The 17303-nt window shown below is 49.6% G+C and carries 30 protein-coding genes; 29 read left to right on the top strand and 1 reads right to left on the bottom strand.

All coding sequences use genetic code 11. The annotated features are described in order from the left end of the window. The first annotated feature begins 15 nt into the window (after positions 1-15). The gene (locus tag MHUN_RS11730) at positions 16-948 is read left to right on the top strand and encodes a galactose-1-phosphate uridylyltransferase (protein ID WP_011449219.1); all 933 of its coding nucleotides are present in this window, start codon (positions 16-18) and stop codon (positions 946-948) included. 33 nt (positions 949-981) lie between these two features. Here the strand turns inward: MHUN_RS11730 and MHUN_RS11725 are convergent, their stop codons facing one another. After that, complete coding sequence (locus MHUN_RS11725) at positions 982-1824, bottom strand: F420-dependent methylenetetrahydromethanopterin dehydrogenase (protein ID WP_011449218.1); 843 nt, start codon at positions 1822-1824, stop codon at positions 982-984. A gap of 194 nt (positions 1825-2018) precedes the next feature. On the opposite strand from MHUN_RS11725, the gene MHUN_RS11720 reads away from it, so the two are divergent. From MHUN_RS11720 to cmk, 28 genes are all read left to right on the top strand, one after another. Next, positions 2019-2423 (top strand): Tfx family DNA-binding protein, encoded by a 405-nt coding sequence (locus tag MHUN_RS11720; protein WP_011449217.1) that lies wholly within the window; start codon positions 2019-2021, stop codon positions 2421-2423. A gap of 474 nt (positions 2424-2897) precedes the next feature. Continuing rightward, complete coding sequence (gene rpl3p / locus MHUN_RS11710) at positions 2898-3911, top strand: 50S ribosomal protein L3 (RefSeq protein WP_011449216.1); 1014 nt, start codon at positions 2898-2900, stop codon at positions 3909-3911. Positions 3912-3916: 5 nt separating this feature from the next. After that, entirely contained in the window at positions 3917-4666 is a 750-nt protein-coding gene (rpl4p, locus tag MHUN_RS11705; protein WP_011449215.1) for a 50S ribosomal protein L4, read from the top strand. Then, complete coding sequence (locus MHUN_RS11700) at positions 4666-4914, top strand: 50S ribosomal protein L23 (RefSeq protein WP_011449214.1); 249 nt, start codon at positions 4666-4668, stop codon at positions 4912-4914. Before rpl4p ends, MHUN_RS11700 begins: the two co-directional genes overlap by 1 nt. A gap of 9 nt (positions 4915-4923) precedes the next feature. Further along, positions 4924-5634, top strand: coding sequence for a 50S ribosomal protein L2 (locus MHUN_RS11695; RefSeq protein ID WP_011449213.1), 711 nt, complete (start codon positions 4924-4926; stop codon positions 5632-5634). 5 nt (positions 5635-5639) lie between these two features. Further along, a complete protein-coding gene (locus tag MHUN_RS11690) occupies positions 5640-6053 on the top strand; it encodes a 30S ribosomal protein S19 (RefSeq protein WP_011449212.1) in 414 nt (137 codons plus the stop codon). A 5-nt stretch (positions 6054-6058) separates the two neighbouring features. After that, the gene (locus MHUN_RS11685; protein WP_011449211.1) at positions 6059-6523 is read left to right on the top strand and encodes a 50S ribosomal protein L22; all 465 of its coding nucleotides are present in this window, start codon (positions 6059-6061) and stop codon (positions 6521-6523) included. A gap of 4 nt (positions 6524-6527) precedes the next feature. Then, positions 6528-7241, top strand: coding sequence for a 30S ribosomal protein S3 (locus tag MHUN_RS11680; RefSeq protein ID WP_011449210.1), 714 nt, complete (start codon positions 6528-6530; stop codon positions 7239-7241). Beyond that, complete coding sequence (gene rpmC / locus MHUN_RS11675; RefSeq protein ID WP_011449209.1) at positions 7242-7445, top strand: 50S ribosomal protein L29; 204 nt, start codon at positions 7242-7244, stop codon at positions 7443-7445. It begins immediately after the preceding gene. Further along, on the top strand, positions 7442-7717 hold the full coding sequence (locus MHUN_RS11670; protein WP_011449208.1) for a ribonuclease P protein component 1: 276 nt from the start codon (positions 7442-7444) through the stop codon (positions 7715-7717). Before rpmC ends, MHUN_RS11670 begins: the two co-directional genes overlap by 4 nt. Before the next feature lie 9 nt (positions 7718-7726). Continuing rightward, on the top strand, positions 7727-8053 hold the full coding sequence (locus MHUN_RS11665; RefSeq protein ID WP_011449207.1) for a 30S ribosomal protein S17: 327 nt from the start codon (positions 7727-7729) through the stop codon (positions 8051-8053). Then, entirely contained in the window at positions 8050-8448 is a 399-nt protein-coding gene (locus MHUN_RS11660; protein ID WP_011449206.1) for a 50S ribosomal protein L14, read from the top strand. The genes MHUN_RS11665 and MHUN_RS11660 overlap by 4 nt, the downstream gene beginning before the upstream one ends. 10 nt (positions 8449-8458) lie before the next feature. Continuing rightward, positions 8459-8821, top strand: a complete 363-nt coding sequence (rplX, locus tag MHUN_RS11655) for a 50S ribosomal protein L24 (RefSeq protein ID WP_011449205.1) — start codon at positions 8459-8461, stop codon at positions 8819-8821. 2 nt (positions 8822-8823) lie between these two features. Next, complete coding sequence (locus tag MHUN_RS11650; RefSeq protein ID WP_011449204.1) at positions 8824-9549, top strand: 30S ribosomal protein S4e; 726 nt, start codon at positions 8824-8826, stop codon at positions 9547-9549. Next, positions 9546-10052, top strand: coding sequence for a 50S ribosomal protein L5 (locus tag MHUN_RS11645; protein ID WP_011449203.1), 507 nt, complete (start codon positions 9546-9548; stop codon positions 10050-10052). Before MHUN_RS11650 ends, MHUN_RS11645 begins: the two co-directional genes overlap by 4 nt. Next, complete coding sequence (locus MHUN_RS18360) at positions 10052-10222, top strand: 30S ribosomal protein S14 (protein ID WP_011449202.1); 171 nt, start codon at positions 10052-10054, stop codon at positions 10220-10222. The genes MHUN_RS11645 and MHUN_RS18360 overlap by 1 nt, the downstream gene beginning before the upstream one ends. Positions 10223-10232: 10 nt before the next feature. Beyond that, a complete protein-coding gene (locus MHUN_RS11635) occupies positions 10233-10625 on the top strand; it encodes a 30S ribosomal protein S8 (RefSeq protein ID WP_011449201.1) in 393 nt (130 codons plus the stop codon). 8 nt (positions 10626-10633) lie between these two features. Further along, on the top strand, positions 10634-11164 hold the full coding sequence (gene rpl6p / locus MHUN_RS11630; protein ID WP_011449200.1) for a 50S ribosomal protein L6: 531 nt from the start codon (positions 10634-10636) through the stop codon (positions 11162-11164). Continuing rightward, entirely contained in the window at positions 11164-11613 is a 450-nt protein-coding gene (locus MHUN_RS11625; RefSeq protein WP_011449199.1) for a 50S ribosomal protein L32e, read from the top strand. Before rpl6p ends, MHUN_RS11625 begins: the two co-directional genes overlap by 1 nt. Next, a complete protein-coding gene (locus MHUN_RS11620; RefSeq protein ID WP_011449198.1) occupies positions 11614-12060 on the top strand; it encodes a 50S ribosomal protein L19e in 447 nt (148 codons plus the stop codon). Continuing rightward, positions 12060-12587, top strand: coding sequence for a 50S ribosomal protein L18 (locus tag MHUN_RS11615; protein ID WP_011449197.1), 528 nt, complete (start codon positions 12060-12062; stop codon positions 12585-12587). Before MHUN_RS11620 ends, MHUN_RS11615 begins: the two co-directional genes overlap by 1 nt. Before the next feature lies 1 nt (position 12588). Further along, entirely contained in the window at positions 12589-13206 is a 618-nt protein-coding gene (locus tag MHUN_RS11610) for a 30S ribosomal protein S5 (RefSeq protein ID WP_011449196.1), read from the top strand. Further along, positions 13206-13667, top strand: a complete 462-nt coding sequence (locus tag MHUN_RS11605; RefSeq protein WP_011449195.1) for a 50S ribosomal protein L30 — start codon at positions 13206-13208, stop codon at positions 13665-13667. Before MHUN_RS11610 ends, MHUN_RS11605 begins: the two co-directional genes overlap by 1 nt. Before the next feature lie 5 nt (positions 13668-13672). After that, on the top strand, positions 13673-14104 hold the full coding sequence (locus MHUN_RS11600) for an uL15m family ribosomal protein (protein ID WP_011449194.1): 432 nt from the start codon (positions 13673-13675) through the stop codon (positions 14102-14104). 22 nt (positions 14105-14126) lie between these two features. Continuing rightward, positions 14127-15566: a preprotein translocase subunit SecY gene (secY, locus tag MHUN_RS11595; RefSeq protein WP_011449193.1), complete on the top strand. Its 1440-nt coding sequence runs from the start codon at positions 14127-14129 to the stop codon at positions 15564-15566. Positions 15567-15579: 13 nt separating this feature from the next. Continuing rightward, the gene (locus MHUN_RS11590) at positions 15580-16152 is read left to right on the top strand and encodes an adenylate kinase (protein WP_011449192.1); all 573 of its coding nucleotides are present in this window, start codon (positions 15580-15582) and stop codon (positions 16150-16152) included. A gap of 5 nt (positions 16153-16157) precedes the next feature. Beyond that, positions 16158-16763: a DUF106 domain-containing protein gene (locus MHUN_RS11585; protein WP_011449191.1), complete on the top strand. Its 606-nt coding sequence runs from the start codon at positions 16158-16160 to the stop codon at positions 16761-16763. After that, positions 16763-17299 carry a (d)CMP kinase gene (cmk, locus tag MHUN_RS11580; RefSeq protein WP_011449190.1) on the top strand — a complete coding sequence of 179 codons (537 nt, stop codon included), beginning with the start codon at positions 16763-16765 and terminating at the stop codon, positions 17297-17299. Before MHUN_RS11585 ends, cmk begins: the two co-directional genes overlap by 1 nt. The last annotated feature ends 4 nt before the right edge of the window (positions 17300-17303 follow it).

The following is a 17303-nucleotide window of genomic DNA, read 5'->3' as shown; positions in this document are numbered from 1 at the left end:
TATTGGGAAGATGAAATGTTTCTGACCAGTCGCCATGAACACGATAGCGGATTTATTGAGTTCAGGACTGATTCTCTCACCGGTATGAGATCACGCATCTGTCCGGAGCGCTTGAAACGCGGTATCGGAGTCCCAGATATTCCGGTTTATTCTTCAGAAGGGTGTCCCTTTTGTCAGGGTCTTGTAACTGAAGTAACGCCGGTGTTTCCTGATGGTTCCCGCCTGATTATTGGTGAGAGCATAACATTCCCGAACCTCTATCCCTTCGCATCATATCACATTGTCACTGTGATGACCAGGGAGCACCAGGTCCGCTCCTTCACCTGTGATCAGATTCATGATGCGCTCATGGCCCAGATACAGATCCTGGAAAATCGATCCGGATATGTCTCAATAAACTGGAATTTTCTCCCCTCCGCCGGTGCATCACTTCCTCACCCTCATCTCCAGGGTCTTGCTGATCCTGTTCCTGATACTCTTCCGATGAAGTATCTCGAGGGTTCACGGGATTATTTTCAGAAGCATGCCCGTTCCTGGTGGTCTGATCTCTGTTCGCATGAAGTAACCTCGAAACGATTTCTGGATGGATTGAATCTTTTCTGGTATGCTCATCCTGTTCCGGTCGGAGAAAAGGAGATACGGTGTGTCCTTCCTGGTGTAACCGTGTCAGATTTTAAAAAATCGGTTCGTTCATTTTCTGATGACCTCGTCCGTGTTCTTGATTTCTATCAGGATATCGGTCATGGGGCTTGGAATTTGTCTGTTTTCTTCGGGCAGGAGAATCAACGTAACTTTTTTTCTGCATTTGCCATTCTCATAGCACGCATAAATCCCAATTCGCTTTCAACATCTGACACGGCTTTTATGGAAAAACTTCATCTTGAACCGGTCATTCTGACTTTACCGGAAGATCTCGGTGGGCTGTGGCGTACGAATAATGGTGCGTAAATCAGGGAAAAAAAGAACCCGTAAGGGTTTAATTTACTCTGGTTTGCTGATGAGGGTCTTCTTTGCAACCCGGGTTCCATCGTTCTTGTGCGGCTTGCGGATGACAGCGTCAGTTGCCTTTTCCATCTCGCGTGCTTCTTCACAGAGGAGCATTGCCTGGCGCATCATCTCATGTGCGGATGCAACGATTGGGGTGTAGTTCTCAAAGCCCTTGGTCATGAAACAACCCTTGACATTGACACCGGCTACTGCCTGCGCGATTTCGTATGCTGCACGGGCCTTGGCATATGCATATGGGTTGCTGAATTCGCCTTCAACAGCCTTGTCTGATGTCATGACGAGCTTGGGGAGTGCAAGGTCCTTGCCCTTCTTTCCTGCTTTTACCTGGTCGATGACTTCATCGAGGGCAACCTGAAGTTTGCGGAATGCTCCGGTAATGGAGAGTACTTTGATGAGGTTTCCGTTGTAGTCAGCCATTTCGATGGGGTCAAGGAATTCACGGCGTGCACCAATCATGGAGTCACCCTTCATGATGACGTATCCAAATTCGCTTGCCTTCAGTGCTTCCCATTCTTCCTTCTTGGTGGTGATATCGTCGGTAATGACAACACATGGGATACCTGCAGCTGCAAGTGCTTCACGTGCGCCCTTTGGACCTGGGAGAACTCCGTTTGGTGAGACGACAATGCAGAAGTCCGGACCCCATGCCTTCATGTTGGTAACAACACGGTCGATATCTTCAGGCTGAAGCTTGGTACCGGATGTTGCCATGAAGGTCTGCATATCTTCACGGTCTGCACGCTCATCGAGGAGAAGTTCTGCCATAACGCCGCTGGCAATATTTCCGAGTTTTGCAATTCCTACTTTTACAACCATACTACACCTTCGTGTGTTCAACGATACTTTGACAAAATATCATAATAAATATTGTGAAATCGATTTTTACCAAAATACCTCATATGGCGCGTGTTATATTTTATTTAAAAAGGAAGGGATGTTTGGATTAACATTTGTTTATTATTGAGCAGGTTAACGAAACCAGTTTAAATTTTTAGTGATCAACTGAATTTATGAAAGAAGGGTTACTTACAGACCGGCAGAAGGAGGTACTCAGGTACCGAAGATCTGGTCTTACCCAGCAGCAGATTGCTGATATTATCCGGACTTCAAAGGCAAATATCTGCACTATAGAGAAGTCTGCGATGGAGAATATCAAGCGGGCGCGTGAGACTCTGGATTTTTTTTACAGCCTGGATGCACGCCATCTCTGTACAATAGATAAGGGTTCTGACCTTTTTGAGGCTTCAAAGAAGATCTATAACGAAGCTGAAAAACTGGGGATAAAGGTCCGGTATGATAATATTCAGCTGATGAACCGTATTCGTGAAGAAATCCCTGAAAAAAATAAATCCCGGCTGGTCAGGGAAAAAATTGAGGTGTACCTGAAAGATGATGGTGACCTCTACTTTGAATAATAACAGCCAAATCTTTATACCTCATTTTGATGAATATTAGGGAAGCCTCGATAGCAGGGATTTGATTCCCTGACTGTCTGAATGTACTGATTCTGGCTTCTTTTAGCTATGAAGCGGTCAAAAATTGCTTTAATTGCAATGGGCTGATAGAGTGGGATGTGATGTCGGCAAGGGTGGACGATGCGGCCCGGATCCTGGTTTCAGGATAAGCCGAAGTATCACGCATCTTACGAGAGACCGGTCGCTGGATGATACAAATCCGATCTGTCTACACATGTGAGGATCATTCTGGCAGTATTCTGCACATCCGAAACGGAACTCCATGAGGTAGGAAGAGATCTGATCGTATGTCCGGCATGCAGCAGTTATGGCGAAAGCGCATATACAGCTCATGTCCCGTGTCTCTTTCCTGCATCGAAGCATACCGGAATTCTGGTGTGTCCCCAGATACAGAAAAGAAGGACTGATTGATACATGCCAACAATTCACAGACCTCGCATGGGTTCTCTGGCATACAGCCCGAGGAAGAGGGCAAAAAGCCCGGTTCCAAAATATCATGCGTGGCCCGCGTACCAGGGAGAACCTGCACTCCAGGGCTTTGCAGGATACAAAGTGGGTATGACTCATGTCATTATGGTCGATGACCATGCCCACAGCCCGAATGAGGGAAAAGATATCATGGTACCGGTTACGGTCATCGAAGTTCCGGATATGCGAGTTGCCGCAATCCGTGTCTATCGCCATGATACCTATGGAAACCACGTTCTGACGGAAGTCTGGGCTGACTCCTTTGACAAGGAACTGAGCCGGAGACTGAACCTTTCAAAGAACTACAAACGCGAAGAGGCAGAGAAGAAGATCCGCGAAGCACTTGAAGCAGACAAAATTGTGGATGTCGTCGCGCTGACGTATACTCGTCCTTCCGTTCTTACCGGTGTTCCAAAGAAAGTTCCGGACCTCATGGAAACCCGCATTGATGGTGGTTCCATGACAGAGCGGTTTGAATATGGTCTCTCCATGCTTGGAAAGGACTTTGATATCCGTTCACTCTTCAAAGTCGGTCAGTATACTGATGTAACTGCCATCACGAAAGGAAAAGGAACCCAGGGTCCGGTAAAGCGCTGGGGTGTTCACCTTCGGAAGAGAAAGCACTCCCGTGGAAAGAAGGAGCGGCATGTTGGAACTCTTGGACCATGGACTCCGCACCATGTCCGTTGGCAGGTTCCGATGATGGGTCAGATGGGATACCATCAGAGAACTGAGTTTAACAAACGCCTTCTTAAAATCGGAGAAGATGGAGCAGAAATCACGCCGGAAGGCGGTTTCATTAATTACGGAGAAGTGCGGGCACGGTATGTTCTCATCAAGGGTTCTGTTCCCGGACCTTCAAAGCGTCTTGTCCGTATCCGGCATGCAATGCGCCTCGGAGAACACAAGATTCGTGAGCCAACTATCGGGTTTATCAGCCTGGAGTCCAAGCAGGGGTGAAGTAGATGAAAGCACAGGTATTGACACTTACCGGATCTGTGGCACACGAGATTGAACTTCCTCCGGTCTTCAGCTCGGAATTTCGCCCTGATCTTATCAAAAAAGCGGTAATCGCCCAGCAGAGCCGGCGTTATCAGCCACACGGAGCATATGTGTATGCAGGAATTACTGCCTCAGCAGTCGGCTGGGGGAGTGGTCGTGGTGTATCACATGTTCCGCGTCTGAAAAACAGTTCTCGCGCAGCAAAAGTCCCACAGGCAAAAGGTGGACGTGAAGCACATCCGCCAAAAGTTGAGAAGGTTCTGATTCGGAACATCAACCAGAAAGAGAAACGAAAAGCTCTTAACTCTGCAATAGCCGCAACGATATCTCCCGAACTGGTCCGTTCCCGGGGTCATGTATTCACCGGTTCACTTCCCTATGTCCTTTCCGGCGACTTTGAATCCCTGAAGAAGACAAAGGAAGTAATCGCAGCACTCCGTGCCGTTGGTGTTTACGGGGATGTTGAGCGTGCAGAACGCTCCCGAAAAGTTCGTGCAGGTCGTGGAAAGCTTCGTGGCCGCCGGTATAAACAGCGAAAGAGTCTTCTTATCGTTACCGGAAAAGAACGGCTCCGTGCAGCAAGAAATCTTGCCGGAGTGGATGTGTGCCTTGTTGACAACCTGAATGTTGAACTTCTGGCACCAGGTACGCATTCAGCCCGCCTTACCCTCTGGACTGAAGATGCAGTCAGAAAACTCGGAGGCGAGCAGTAATGATACTGAAATATCCATATGCAACAGAAAAGGCGAGCATGATCGTTGAGCGTGACGGTCAGCTGCAGTTTATTGTTGACCGGAAAGCATCCAAGGGCCAGATCAAGGTAGCCATTGAGAAGATGTTTGATCAGCCGGTTACCCGTGTCCGGACCCTGATGAACAACCGGGGAGAGAAAAAAGCAATGGTGAGTTTTTCAAACCCGAAAGCTGCTGAAGAGATTCTCAGCCGGCTTGGAATCATGTGAGGTGCCAGCATGGGACATAGAATTACTACACAGAGTCGTGGACATGGTGGCCCGACATATCGTGCACCCTCACACCGGTACAAAGCAGCATTGAAACACCTGGGTCGCGCAGGGGAGACCGTCAGCTACAAGATCATCGATATTGAACATGACCCTGCACGTCACACCCCGATCGCCCTGGTCGACGTTCCAGACGGGGAAAACACCTACGTCCTGGTCACTGAGGGTATGGGTATCGGAGATGTGCTGACCTGGGGAGCTGATGCAGAGATCAGAAACGGGAACACTCTTCCTCTTCAGGAAATACCGACCGGGTCTTCAGTATGCAATATTGAAGCCTATCCAAATGACGGTGGCAAGTTTGTCCGTGCAAGTGGTGTGCAGGCAACCGTTACTGACAAGATGGAAGGACGTGTTGCAGTCCGTATGCCAAGTGGCTCAACAAAATGGTTCAACGGTCAGTGCCGTGCAACCATTGGCATTGTTGCTGGTGGCGGACGCAGTGAAAAGCCGTTCGTAAAGGCCGGTAAGAAGTACCACAAGATGAAGAATACTGCAAGCAACTGGCCACGTGTCAGAGGTTTCGCCATGAACGTCATCGACCATCCATTCGGTGGTGGAGGGCATCAGCACGCTGGCAGACCAAAGACGGTGAGCCGTGGAACCTCTCCGGGTAGAAAGGTTGGACATATCGCTGCCCGGCGGACTGGAAGGAGGTGAACGGGATGGCAAAGAAGGTACAGAAGAAACTGCCACGACGGAAGGAGGAATTTACCTACCATGGCTACAAGATCGACGAACTCCGTGCAATGAGTCTGGAGGACCTGCTTCCTGTCATGCCCTCCCGTGCACGGCGTAAAGTTCTCCGTGGCTGGACTATCGGTGAAGAGAAACTCCTCTCTGATATCCGCAGCAATGGATCGAGAATCAGAACTCACCAGCGCGATATGATCATTCTCCCTGAGATGATCGGTCGTGAAATTGAGATCTACAATGGGAAGGAGTTTATCCGCGTAGAACTCCAGCCGGAATCAGTGTTTCATTATCTTGGAGAGTTTGCATTAACCAGAAGGCGGGTTACCCACGGTTCAGCCGGTATTGGTGCAACCAGGTCGAGTAAGTTCGTTCCGCTGAAGTGATGAATATGGCCAGATTTGATTATTCAAACCAGGTAACCGGGAAGGATATTGCCCGGGGACGCGTGAACGAAGCTCCGATCTCCCCAAAGCATGCAATTGAAATTGCAGGTTTTATCAGGGGCATGAAGCTTGATGATGCAGCTGCATACCTTGAGGGTGTCGTTGCACTTCAGAAACCAATTCCGTTCAAGCGGTTTAACCGGAATGTTCCTCACCGGAAGGGTCTTGTCGGCTGGGATGCCGGCCGGTACCCACAGAAAGCAAGCCGCGTCTATCTCCGGCTGCTGAACAATGTCCGCAAGAATGCAGAATACAACGGACTTGAAGGGGATCAGCTCAGGATCGTCCATGTATCTGCAAACCGCGGCATCAGAAGAAGGAGTTTTATGCCACGTGCAATGGGACGTGCAACTCCGAAAGACCGCCAGACGGTGAATATTGAGCTGGTCGTCCGCGAGCAGGAGGCTTGATAGTGTGGCAGTAGAACGAAAATTTGTTGCAGACGGTGTCAGGAAAGTCCGTGTTGAAAGGCACCTTGGTCATGAACTGAAACGTGCAGGATATGGTGGCATGGATCTTATCCGGACCCCTCTCGGAACTCAGGTGACGATCTTTGCTGAAAAGCCGGGTATTGTTATCGGTAAAGGCGGAAAGGTTGTCAGAACCCTGACGCAGGATCTTGCAACTACATATGGCGTCGAATCTCCCCAGATTGAGGTTCAGCAGGTTGACAATCCTAACCTGAATGCACAGATAATGGCTGAGCGGCTCGCAAGTGCTCTTGAACGCGGCTGGTATTTCAGAAAGGCAGGGTCTTCAACACTCCGCCGTATTATGGATTCCGGCGCACTCGGATGTGAGGTTGTCATATCCGGTAAGCTTACCGGAGCACGTGGTCGTGTTCAGAAGTTCACTGAAGGATACATCAAGCATTCCGGTGATCCGGTGAACACACTGGTTGACAAGGGATACGCAGTTGCTATCAAGAAACTGGGTGTCATTGGTGTTCAGGTCCGCCTTATTCCACCGGGTGCACAGCTTCCTGACCACTTCGAGGTTACTGCAGCAGTCACCAAGAAACAGCGGAATATGGCTCATATCACCAGAATCCCCTCTGAATATGACGAGGAAGATCTGGATCTTGATGCAATCGTCAATGAGCCTGATGACTTCATGGAGGAAGAGTAAATGGCAATCTTCCGTGCACGGGATGTTTCACAGCTCTCTGATGTAGAACTTGTTGAACAGGTTGACAAACTCCGGATGGAACTGATCCAATACCATGGAAAAGTCAGTGCCGGAGGTTCCACGGAAAATGCAGGTCGGATTCGTGAAATCCGCCGGACCATCGCCCGGATGAAAACCGAGCAGAACCGTAGAATGCATGCATGATCACCCCGCAGAACATCCTCCGGCATGAACTGACCGGACTGGATGTCAGGGTGGAACAAGCACAAAATCAGTACCTGAACGGAATCTCCGGCCTGGTTGTTCGTGAGACCAGACATATGGTCTTTGTAAAAACCGGGACCGGAGTGAAAAAGGTGGCAAAAAAGGGAGTAATCTTCCGGTTCACCCTTCCTTCAGGAAAACGTGTGGATGTAACCGGTGCGGTGCTCGACATGGCACCTGAGAAACGCATCAACATGCGAATCAAGAGATAGAGGCTCATAATGGCAAGAGATATCGGATTAAACGTCCCGGTCCCGGAAAAGGACTGCAGTGACGTAAACTGCCCGTTTCACGGCACCTTGCCGGTGCGCGGCCAGGTGATCACCGGCAAGGTCGTGAGCGATAAGATGACAGGATCGGTTGTAGTTCAGCGGGACTACCTCCATTTTGTCAGAAAATATCAGCGATACGAGAAACGGAGTTCAAAAATCCATGCACACAATCCCCCATGCCTGCATGCACGGGTTGGTGACATGGTTAGTATAGCAGAGTGCAGACCGCTCTCCAAGACAAAAACCTACGTAGTTGTTGAGGTGAACCGGGCATGAAGGGTCTTGGGATAAAGGTCCCCCGTGCAGTCAGTACCGGAACAAAGCTCACCTGTGCAGACAACACCGGAGCACGTGTTGTTCAGGTTGTGTCTGTCTTCGGATACCATGGTGTCCGTCGTCGTCAGCCCAAGCTCGGTCTTGCCGATATTGCAACCGTCTCAGTAAAGAAGGGAACCCCTGACATGCGGAGAAAACTTGTCCGTGCTGTCGTTATCCGTCAGAAGAAAGAGATTCGCCGTCCAAGTGGTCTTCGTCTCAGCTTTGAGGATAATGCAGTCGTTGTTGTCGATGACAAGAACGAACCAAGGGGAACTGAAATAAAAGGCCCGGTAGCCCGTGAAGTCGCAATCCGGTACCCCCGTATCGGCTCTATGGCCACCATTATTGTGTGAGGACAGGTGCATGGTACGAGTAATTAGCAGTCAACCCAGAAAACAGAGAAAAGCCCGGTACAATGCTCCGCATCATATGCGTGGCTCACTCCTGCATGCAGCCCTTTCCAAGGAACTGCAGGGGAAGTACAAGCGCCGGAGCATCCGCGTTATCAAAGGCGACACAGTAAAGGTTCTTCGTGGGGATCATGCCGGAACTGAAGGACTGGTTGACTATGTCATCACCAGAGATGCACGCATTGTGGTTGATGGAGTATCAGTCAAGAAGGCAGACGGTACAGAAGTTCCCCGTCCGGTTGATCCATCGAATGTGATGATAACCGATCTGAATCTTGAGGACAAGCGACGTGAACAGAAACTGAGTGGTGAGTAAATATGGGACATCACCTCAAGCGGGTTGTATCACCAAAGTCATGGGGAATTCCACGAAAGACTGATAAGTTTGTCACAAAGACCTCCCCGGGCCCGCATAACAAAAATGCACTTCCGATTGTTGTCTGGGCACGTGACCAGATGGGCATCGTCCGGAACATGAAGGAAGCAAAACACGTTCTTCGTGAGCGTGAGATTATCGTAAATGGCAGACCGGTACGGCACCCGGATATGGGAATCGGCATCTTTGACATCGTTTCCATACCGAAGAGCGGGAAACACTACCGCATCCTTCGTGACAAGAAGGGACGTCATGTAACCATCCCGATCGATGAAGATGCAGCATCCTCACGCCTTGTGAAGATCACCAACAAGACCATCGTAAAAGGTGGCAGAATTCAGCTGAATCTTCGAGACGGATCAAATGTTCTGACAGACAAGCAGTACAAATCAGGTGATTCAATTGTTCTCTCCCTGAAGGAAGGGCAGAAGAACGAGATCATCGATCACTTCCCATTCCAGCCCGGTAATATGGCAATGATCATCGGTGGAAAACACTCCGGTGTTGTCGGCAGAATTATTGAGCATATCCCGGTTCCGGGCAGCCTTCCAAACCGTGTCATCCTGAAGGATGAAAGTTCTGGTGAGTCCTTTGAAACCATTGACGAGTATGTCGTCATGGTCGGCCGGGAGTCACCCGCAATTGATCGCTGGGGGATTGAGGAATGAACCCAAATCGTTCAGTAGCTGTAGACAAGGTTGTTGTTCACATGGGTGTTGGTGAAGCTGGTGACAAACTGGTCAATGCCGAGCGTATCATCTCCGAGATCACCGGAAATACTCCGGTCCGGAGTGTTGCAAAGCAGACTCTTCCGGCATTTGGTATCCGGAAGGGTGCACCCATAAGCTGCCGGGTTACTCTCAGGGGAGAGGCTGCAGAAAAGTTCCTTGAAACTTCGATTAAGATCGTTGAGAATAAAATAAATTCCCGCGCCTTTGACAAACAGGGTAACTTTTCCTTTGGTATTGAAGAACACACAGATTATCCTGGTCAGAGTTATGATCCAAAAGTCGGTATCTTTGGCCTTGATGTTACCGTTGTTCTTAAAAGAAATGGTGTCCGGATTGCAAGACGACACATCCAGCAGAAGAAGCTGCCCCTCAAGCAGCTGGTCACTGTTGAAGATGCGAAGCTCTTCCTCAAGGATCGCTATAATGTGGAGGTACAGTAATGGCCAATATTAAGGCTGGGAAAGAACGGACCAAGATTTTTGGTCGTGGTTCCCACGAATGTCTGCTTTGCGGCCGGAAACAGGGACTTGTCCGCAGATACAATATCTTCTTCTGCAGACAGTGTTTCCGCGAATGGGCACCGAAAATGGGCTTTAAAAAACTGAACTGAGGGGAGTTTCATGGCAAGACTGAATACAGTGGCGGATGCTATGAGCACGCTGAAGAATGCCTCTGACACCGGCCGGGCAGAATGTATTGTCCAGCCAGCAGGCAGGCTGATTGGTGAGCTCCTCCGCATTATGAAGGAAGCCGGATATATCAAGGAATATACCCGGATAGAAGATGGACGTGGTGGCCAGTTCAAAGTGGTCATGTCAGGATTGATCAATAAGTGCGGTTGTATCTCTCCCCGTTACTCTGTCTCCCTTGATGAGATGGAATACTGGGAACAGCTGTACCTCCCGTCCAAGAATATCGGCATGCTCATGATCTCCACATCAAAAGGAGTCATGGGACATCATGATGCCCGTCGGAATGGAGTCGGCGGTGAACTGCTCGGATATGTATACTGAGGGAAAGAATGACCGTTGAGAGAGTAGTATCCATCCCCTCAGGGGTTTCTGTCACGATGGACGGGACCGTCCTTCATGTGAAAGGACCCAAAGGGAATCTTCAGCGTGATATGTGGTATCCGGGTATTGAGATCACCATTGGCTCTGAAGATGTCCGGTTCACCACCGAATCACAAAAGAAGGCAGTCACTTCAATGGTAGGGACACTTGCAAGTCACTGCTCAAACATGTGCACGGGAGTAACCAAGGGTTATCTGTACAGTATGAAAGTTGTGTACAGTCACTTTCCAATCCAGATCAAGGTTGTTGGAGAGACCCTTGAGATAGTAAATTTCCTTGGAGAAAAATATCCCCGTTCTGCACGAATTCTTCCGGGAACTACGGTAAAAGTCGGAAGTGATGAGGTCACGGTAACCGGTATTGACAAGGAAGTTGTCGGTTCGACTGCAGCAAACATCGAACGTGCAACCCGTATCCGGGACCGGGATCCCCGTGTATTCCAGGATGGCATATACATTGTATCACGGAGTGAGCAGTAATGGCAGATGAAATCCGCCGGCTTCTGAAGGTCCGGAAATCAAAAGATGCACGCTTCAAACGTGAAGGTGTAGACAAGAAGAAGACCATCAGCGATTCATGGCGACGCCCCCGTGGTCTGCACAGCAAACAGCGCAAACAGCGGAAGGCAAAAGGTCCGCATCCAACCCCCGGGTATGGAAGTCCGCTTGCTGTCAGAGGTATGCACCCGTGTGGTCTGAAGGAAGTTCGTGTATTCAATCTGAATGACTTGGAAGGAGTAGATCCAATCACCCATGCCATCCGGATTGCTGCAACGGTAGGCCGCAAGAAGCGTGAAGTGGTGCAGAACAAAGCAGCCGAACTGAATATCCGTATACTGAACTGGAAAGATGCAAGTCATCCGGGACACAAGAACGCATCTCCAGAGAAGGCTGCACCTGAAGAGGAACGTAACGAGGAGGAAGAGTAAATGAGTCAGATTTCTGGTCAGAGACGCCTCGCTGCTGATGTTCTTGGATGTGGTGTGAATCGTGTATGGTTCAACCCTGAAAAGCTCACCGAAATTCAGCAGGCGATCTCACGGGAAGACATCAGAAACCTGATCCAGGATGGTGCTATTGCAGCCCATCAGAAGCGGGGAAACTCCCGTGGCAGAGCCCGTGCACAGATGGCCAAGCGCAGTTATGGTCATTGTAAGGGGCCGGGTCGCAGGAAAGGAGCCGCAGGATCACGTACTAATAGTAAAGACCGCTGGATTCAGCGTATTCGTGCTCAGCGTCGTGTACTCCGTGAACTTCGTGAGACCGGAGATATTGACCGGTCAGTTTACCGGAAGTTTTACCGCCGTGCTGCCGGAGGACAGTTCAGAACTGTTTCCCACATGAAAGCACAGATTGAGATCTGGAGGGAACAGTAATGGCAACAGGCCCACGCTACTTTGTAGCATTCCGCCGTCGGCGTGAAGGAAGAACCAATTATCATGCCCGGACAAGGCTTGTTGTAGCAACAAAGCCACGTATGGTTGTTCGAAAGACCAACCGGCACATCATTTGTCAGATTATCACTGCACACATGGAAGGAGACAGGACTCATGTTGCAGCGAACTCTTCAGAACTTCGGAAGTTCGGATATGAAGGATCCTTAAACAACACCCCTGCAGCCTATCTTACCGGTATGCTTCTCGCAGTCCGGGCATTAAAGGCAGGTCAGGAAGGAGCCATTCTAGACATTGGTCTTCACCGTGCAACCCCGGGTGCCCGGGTATTTGCAGCCCTGAAAGGTGCAGTGGAGGCCGGGTTTGATATTCCTCACAATGAGGAGATCCTTCCGGCAGATGAGCGATGCAAAGGAGAACACATTGCAGAATATGCTCCGGACCGGGCAGGCAATCTTCCTGCAAACGTTGCAGCGACGGTTGACGCTATCATGGGGGAGCTGAACTGATATGGCATTTGACAAGTCAGAATGGGTGCCCCTGACCGGCCTTGGACGTATGGTTCAGGCAGGGGAGATAAAGAGTATTGACGAGATACTCAGCAGCGGGAAACCCATCAAGGAACCTGAGATCGTTGATGCATTCCTCCCGGACCTCGTCGATGAGGTGCTCGACATCAATATGGTACAGCGGATGACCGACTCTGGTCGCCGGGTAAAATTCAGAGCAGTTGTGGTTGTCGGAAACCGCGACGGATACATCGGATTCGGACAGGGAAAAGACGCTCAGGTCGGTGATGCCATTAAGAAGGCCATCGTAAGCGCCAAAATCAACCTGGTTAAAGTCCGCCGTGGCTGTGGTTCATGGGAATGTGGATGCAGCAATCCGCACTCAATTCCGATGCTGGTCACCGGCGATGCTGGTAGTGTCCGTGTCACACTCCGTCCGGCACCACAGGGTATCGGCCTTGTTACCGGAGATATCGGTAAGAAAGTGCTTGAACTTGCAGGTATCCGTGATGTCTGGGCACAGACCCAGGGACAGACCCGGACAACCATCAATTATGCAAAGGCAACCTTCAATGCACTGAAAGCAACGAATATGATTCGTCTTGGGGGAATGGAGTGATGTATGCGGTTGTACAGGTCCGCGGAACGGTCAAGACCCGTCGTGAGATCAAAGACACGCTCAAGATGCTCCGTCTGCATCACATCAACCATTGTGTTCTGATCCCTGACACCCCGGCATACGTTGGTATGATCCGGAAAGTCAAGGATTTCATTGCATATGGTGAAGTGGATGCAAAAACCCTTGAGGAGCTGCTTGTAAACCGTGGACGTCTTGTCGGAGATATTCGTCTTACCGATGAGTATGTCAAGGAAAATTCCCAGTACAGTGGAATTTCAGACTTTGCAGCAGCACTTGCCGGTGGGCAGGCACGACTGACCGATGTTCCGGGTCTCAAACCGGTACTCCGTCTTCACCCGCCACGGAAGGGGTATAAGACCACGAAGAGGACTGTCCAGCAGGGTGGTTCGCTGGGCTATCACGGGGAGAATATCAATGATCTCCTCTATAAAATGAGGTAATTGCAATGCCAGTAAATAAGCGTTCCAAGTACCGGGGTTCCAGAACCTGTGGTGGTGGAACCCACAAAAACCGCCGTGGAGCAGGAAACCGTGGTGGCCGTGGAAGAGGAGGAAGCAGAGATCACAAGTTTGTCCGTGGAGTCGTCCATGCAAACTGGACCTATGGTACCTGTGGATTTAAGCACCATCACCGGACATCCATGACCGGAAATGTTCTGGATATCGGCCAGATTGATCAGATTCTCCCGTCACTTCTTGAGCAGGGGACAGCAACCCGGGACGGCGATGCAATCGTTCTCAATGCAGCAGATATAGGAATTGAGAAGGTTCTTGGTGGTGGTCAGGTCACCAGCAAGATGAATATTACTGCAGAGGCGTTCTCCCAGTCTGCGATCCAGAAGATCGAGGCGAAGGGCGGTCACGCCCTGCTCTCCTGATTTGATCCCAGGGAGGTTCTGAATGGGTGAGATACTCGACCGGATGGAGCCAATTCTGGCCAAAATGCCGGCAGTCAAAACGCCAGAAGGCCATGTTCATTTTAAGAACAAACTTGCCTGGACAGCAGCAATTTTAATTTTATATTTTGCTCTCACGAATATTCCTGTTTTCGGGCTTTCTCCTGAATCACAGGATATGTTCCAGTACTTCCGTGCTCTGCTTGCCGGTTCAAGCGGTTCGATTGTCCACTTAGGAATCGGTCCTATTGTTACCGCTTCAATCGTTCTTCAGCTCCTCAAAGGTGCTGACCTTATTCACATTGACACTTCAGAAATCAGGGGCCAGATCCAGTACATGGGTCTTCAGAAACTCATGATTTTCATCATGATCGTGGTTGAAGCCCTGCCCATGATCGTCGGAGGATTCTTAAAACCTGACCCGGCTATCGCTTCGGCATTATTCGGAGGGAACAGCGGGGTTTTAGCGATCCTCATCTTTATACAGATATGTATTGGTGGTGTCCTCATCTTCCTGATGGATGAAGTGGTTACCAAATGGGGTATCGGCTCTGGTGTCGGACTGTTCATCATAGCCGGTATCTCTGAAGCAATCATTAACGGGTTCATAAACTGGGCTCCTGTGAATGATATGTATCCGGTCGGATTTTTCCCCCGACTGTTTGCAGTCGTCCTTGACGGGGCGAATTTCATCCAGTACTTCGGAACCGATCTCATAGCATTCATCACTACCATTGCAATCTTCATTCTGATTGTGTATGTGGAATCCACCAGGGTTGAGATCCCTCTCGCACACACCCAGGTTCGTGGTGCCAGGGCCCGGTTCCCGGTCAAACTCATCTACGCCAGTGTGCTTCCGATGATTCTTGTCCGTGTTCTGCAGGCCAACGTACAGATGATTGGATTATTCCTGAACAATATCGGTATTACTATCTTCGGAACCTTTGAAGGTCAGACTCCGACTGGTGGCCTGATGTGGTATCTTGCCCCGATCAATCATCCGTCTGACTGGATGTGGTGGATGCCAAGTTATGTCGGTGGGCATGCTCCATGGGAAGTTCTGATAAGACTTGGTATTGATACCACCATTATGGTCGTCGGAGGAGCTATCTTCGCTCTGTTCTGGGTGAAGACTGCAGGTCTTGACTCAAAGGCAGTTGCCCGTCAGATTCAGCTCTCCGGAATGTCCATCCCCGGATACCGGAGAAACCCGGCTGTTCTTGAGAAGGTTCTTGACCGGTATATTCCCCGTGTAACGGTTATTGGTGGGGTTTTTATTGGAATAATGTCGGTAGTAGCCAACCTCTTTGGTGTGATAGGTGCTGTTTCCGGTACCGGTCTGCTGCTTACCGTTTCAATTACCTATCGGCTCTACGAACAGATCGCCAGTGAACAGATCATGGAGATGTATCCGTTTATGCGAACATTCTTTGGTAAGGAATAAAAGAGAAACCAGTATGACCGGGAAGAAAGTCATCATTACTGGAGTGCCCGGGGTCGGCAAGACCTCGGTCATTACCGAGTCAATCAGACGGCTTGAAGAAGAAGGAGTCCCATATCAGAGCATAAATTTTGGCACTTTTATGTTTGAAGTTGCGCAAAAGGAGAATATTGTCAAAGACCGTGATGAGATGCGGAAGCTAGACAAAAATTCTCAGAAACGGCTTCAGCAACTTGCTTCACAGGCGATCGCCCGGATCGATGGTAACATTATCATCGATACTCATGCTTCAGTAAAAACTCCGGTAGGATTCCTTGCAGGTCTTCCTGAATGGGTTCTGAAAGAGTTAAAACCTGATTTAATAATCCTTGTTGAGACTGATTCTGATCAGATCTTAAAGCGCAGATTATCTGATACCTCCCGAATCCGTGATATCGAAGGGTACCAGGATATTCAGGATCATCAGGATTTCAACCGTGCAGTGGCAGCATCGTATGCCATGCTGACCGGCTGCACCGTTCGATATATTAAGAACCCTGACTTCCTGCTTGAAAAGGCAGTAGAAGAGATGGTTCAGGTGCTCAGGTAAACGTCATGGCAGGATCGCAGTCAGCAACCATGAGTATGATGCCCCTGATTCTGGCTATGGGGCTTTTATTTATTGCCAGCATTGAGGCCGTCCGTAATGGACTTGGAACCTCACTCAACGTTGTCCTCGGGCCGCTTGTGGACACATTCCATATTCCTTTTTACATTGTGATCATCATTCTCTCCGCAATGACCGGTTTTTACTCGTCAATCATCCAGAAGTATACCATCGATTATAAAAAGATGAAACAGACGCAGAACCGGATGAAAGAGTTCCAAAAAGAATACCGGGAAGCAATGCTCTCAAAAGATGAGAAGCAGATAAAAAAACTCGAAGCCAAACGCTCCAGGATGATGCAGGAACAGATGGAGATGAGCCAGGCTCAGTTCAAACCTATGGGGTATATCATGGTTATCACCCTTCCGATATTCTTCTGGCTCATATTCCGCCTCAATCATTTTGATGCCATGATAAACATGCCCTTCTTTGGACTTGTTCATCTGACCGATCTCATCCTTGGTCCTGCCCCTGCATGGATCATATGGTACATGCTTTGTTCGATCACATTGTCACAGGTTATCAGAAAGGCACTTGATATTGGGGGTTTGTAATGCGCATTACGATCAGTGGTCTTCCTGGGAGCGGAACGACCTCACTCACGTATCATCTTGCCGAGATGCACCGGCTGGATGTCATCTCTGCAGGAGAAGTCTTCAGACAGATGGCACGGGAGCGGGGCCTGACTTTGGCTGAGTTTGGGTCATTCTGTGAGGAGGATCCCTCGGTAGATAAACTGATCGATGAGCGTCAACGGGAGATAGCCCTTTCAAATACTCATATTATTGCAGAAGGAAGATTGTCCGGCTGGATGATTCAGGAGGCAGACCTGAAGATCTGGCTGAAAGCCTCGCTTGAGTGCAGGGTCAGACGAATATTTGACCGGGATCAGTTTTCTGACCTCACAGCAGCCATGCAGGCAACAAAAGAGCGGGAGGCATGTGAAGCCCTCCGGTATCAGCAATATTATGATATTGATATCGGATCACTCAGTCCCTACCATCTGGTGCTGGATACTGAAATGTGGACCGTGGAACAACTGGCAATTATTGTCTCTTCTGCGATTCAGACTCTGCAAAAAAGTGAATAAAGTT

The organism is Methanospirillum hungatei JF-1, assembly GCF_000013445.1.
Lineage (GTDB): Archaea > Halobacteriota > Methanomicrobia > Methanomicrobiales > Methanospirillaceae > Methanospirillum > Methanospirillum hungatei.
The sequence above is the reverse complement of the archived record's forward strand: the minus strand, read 5'-3'. Positions and strand labels throughout refer to the sequence as shown.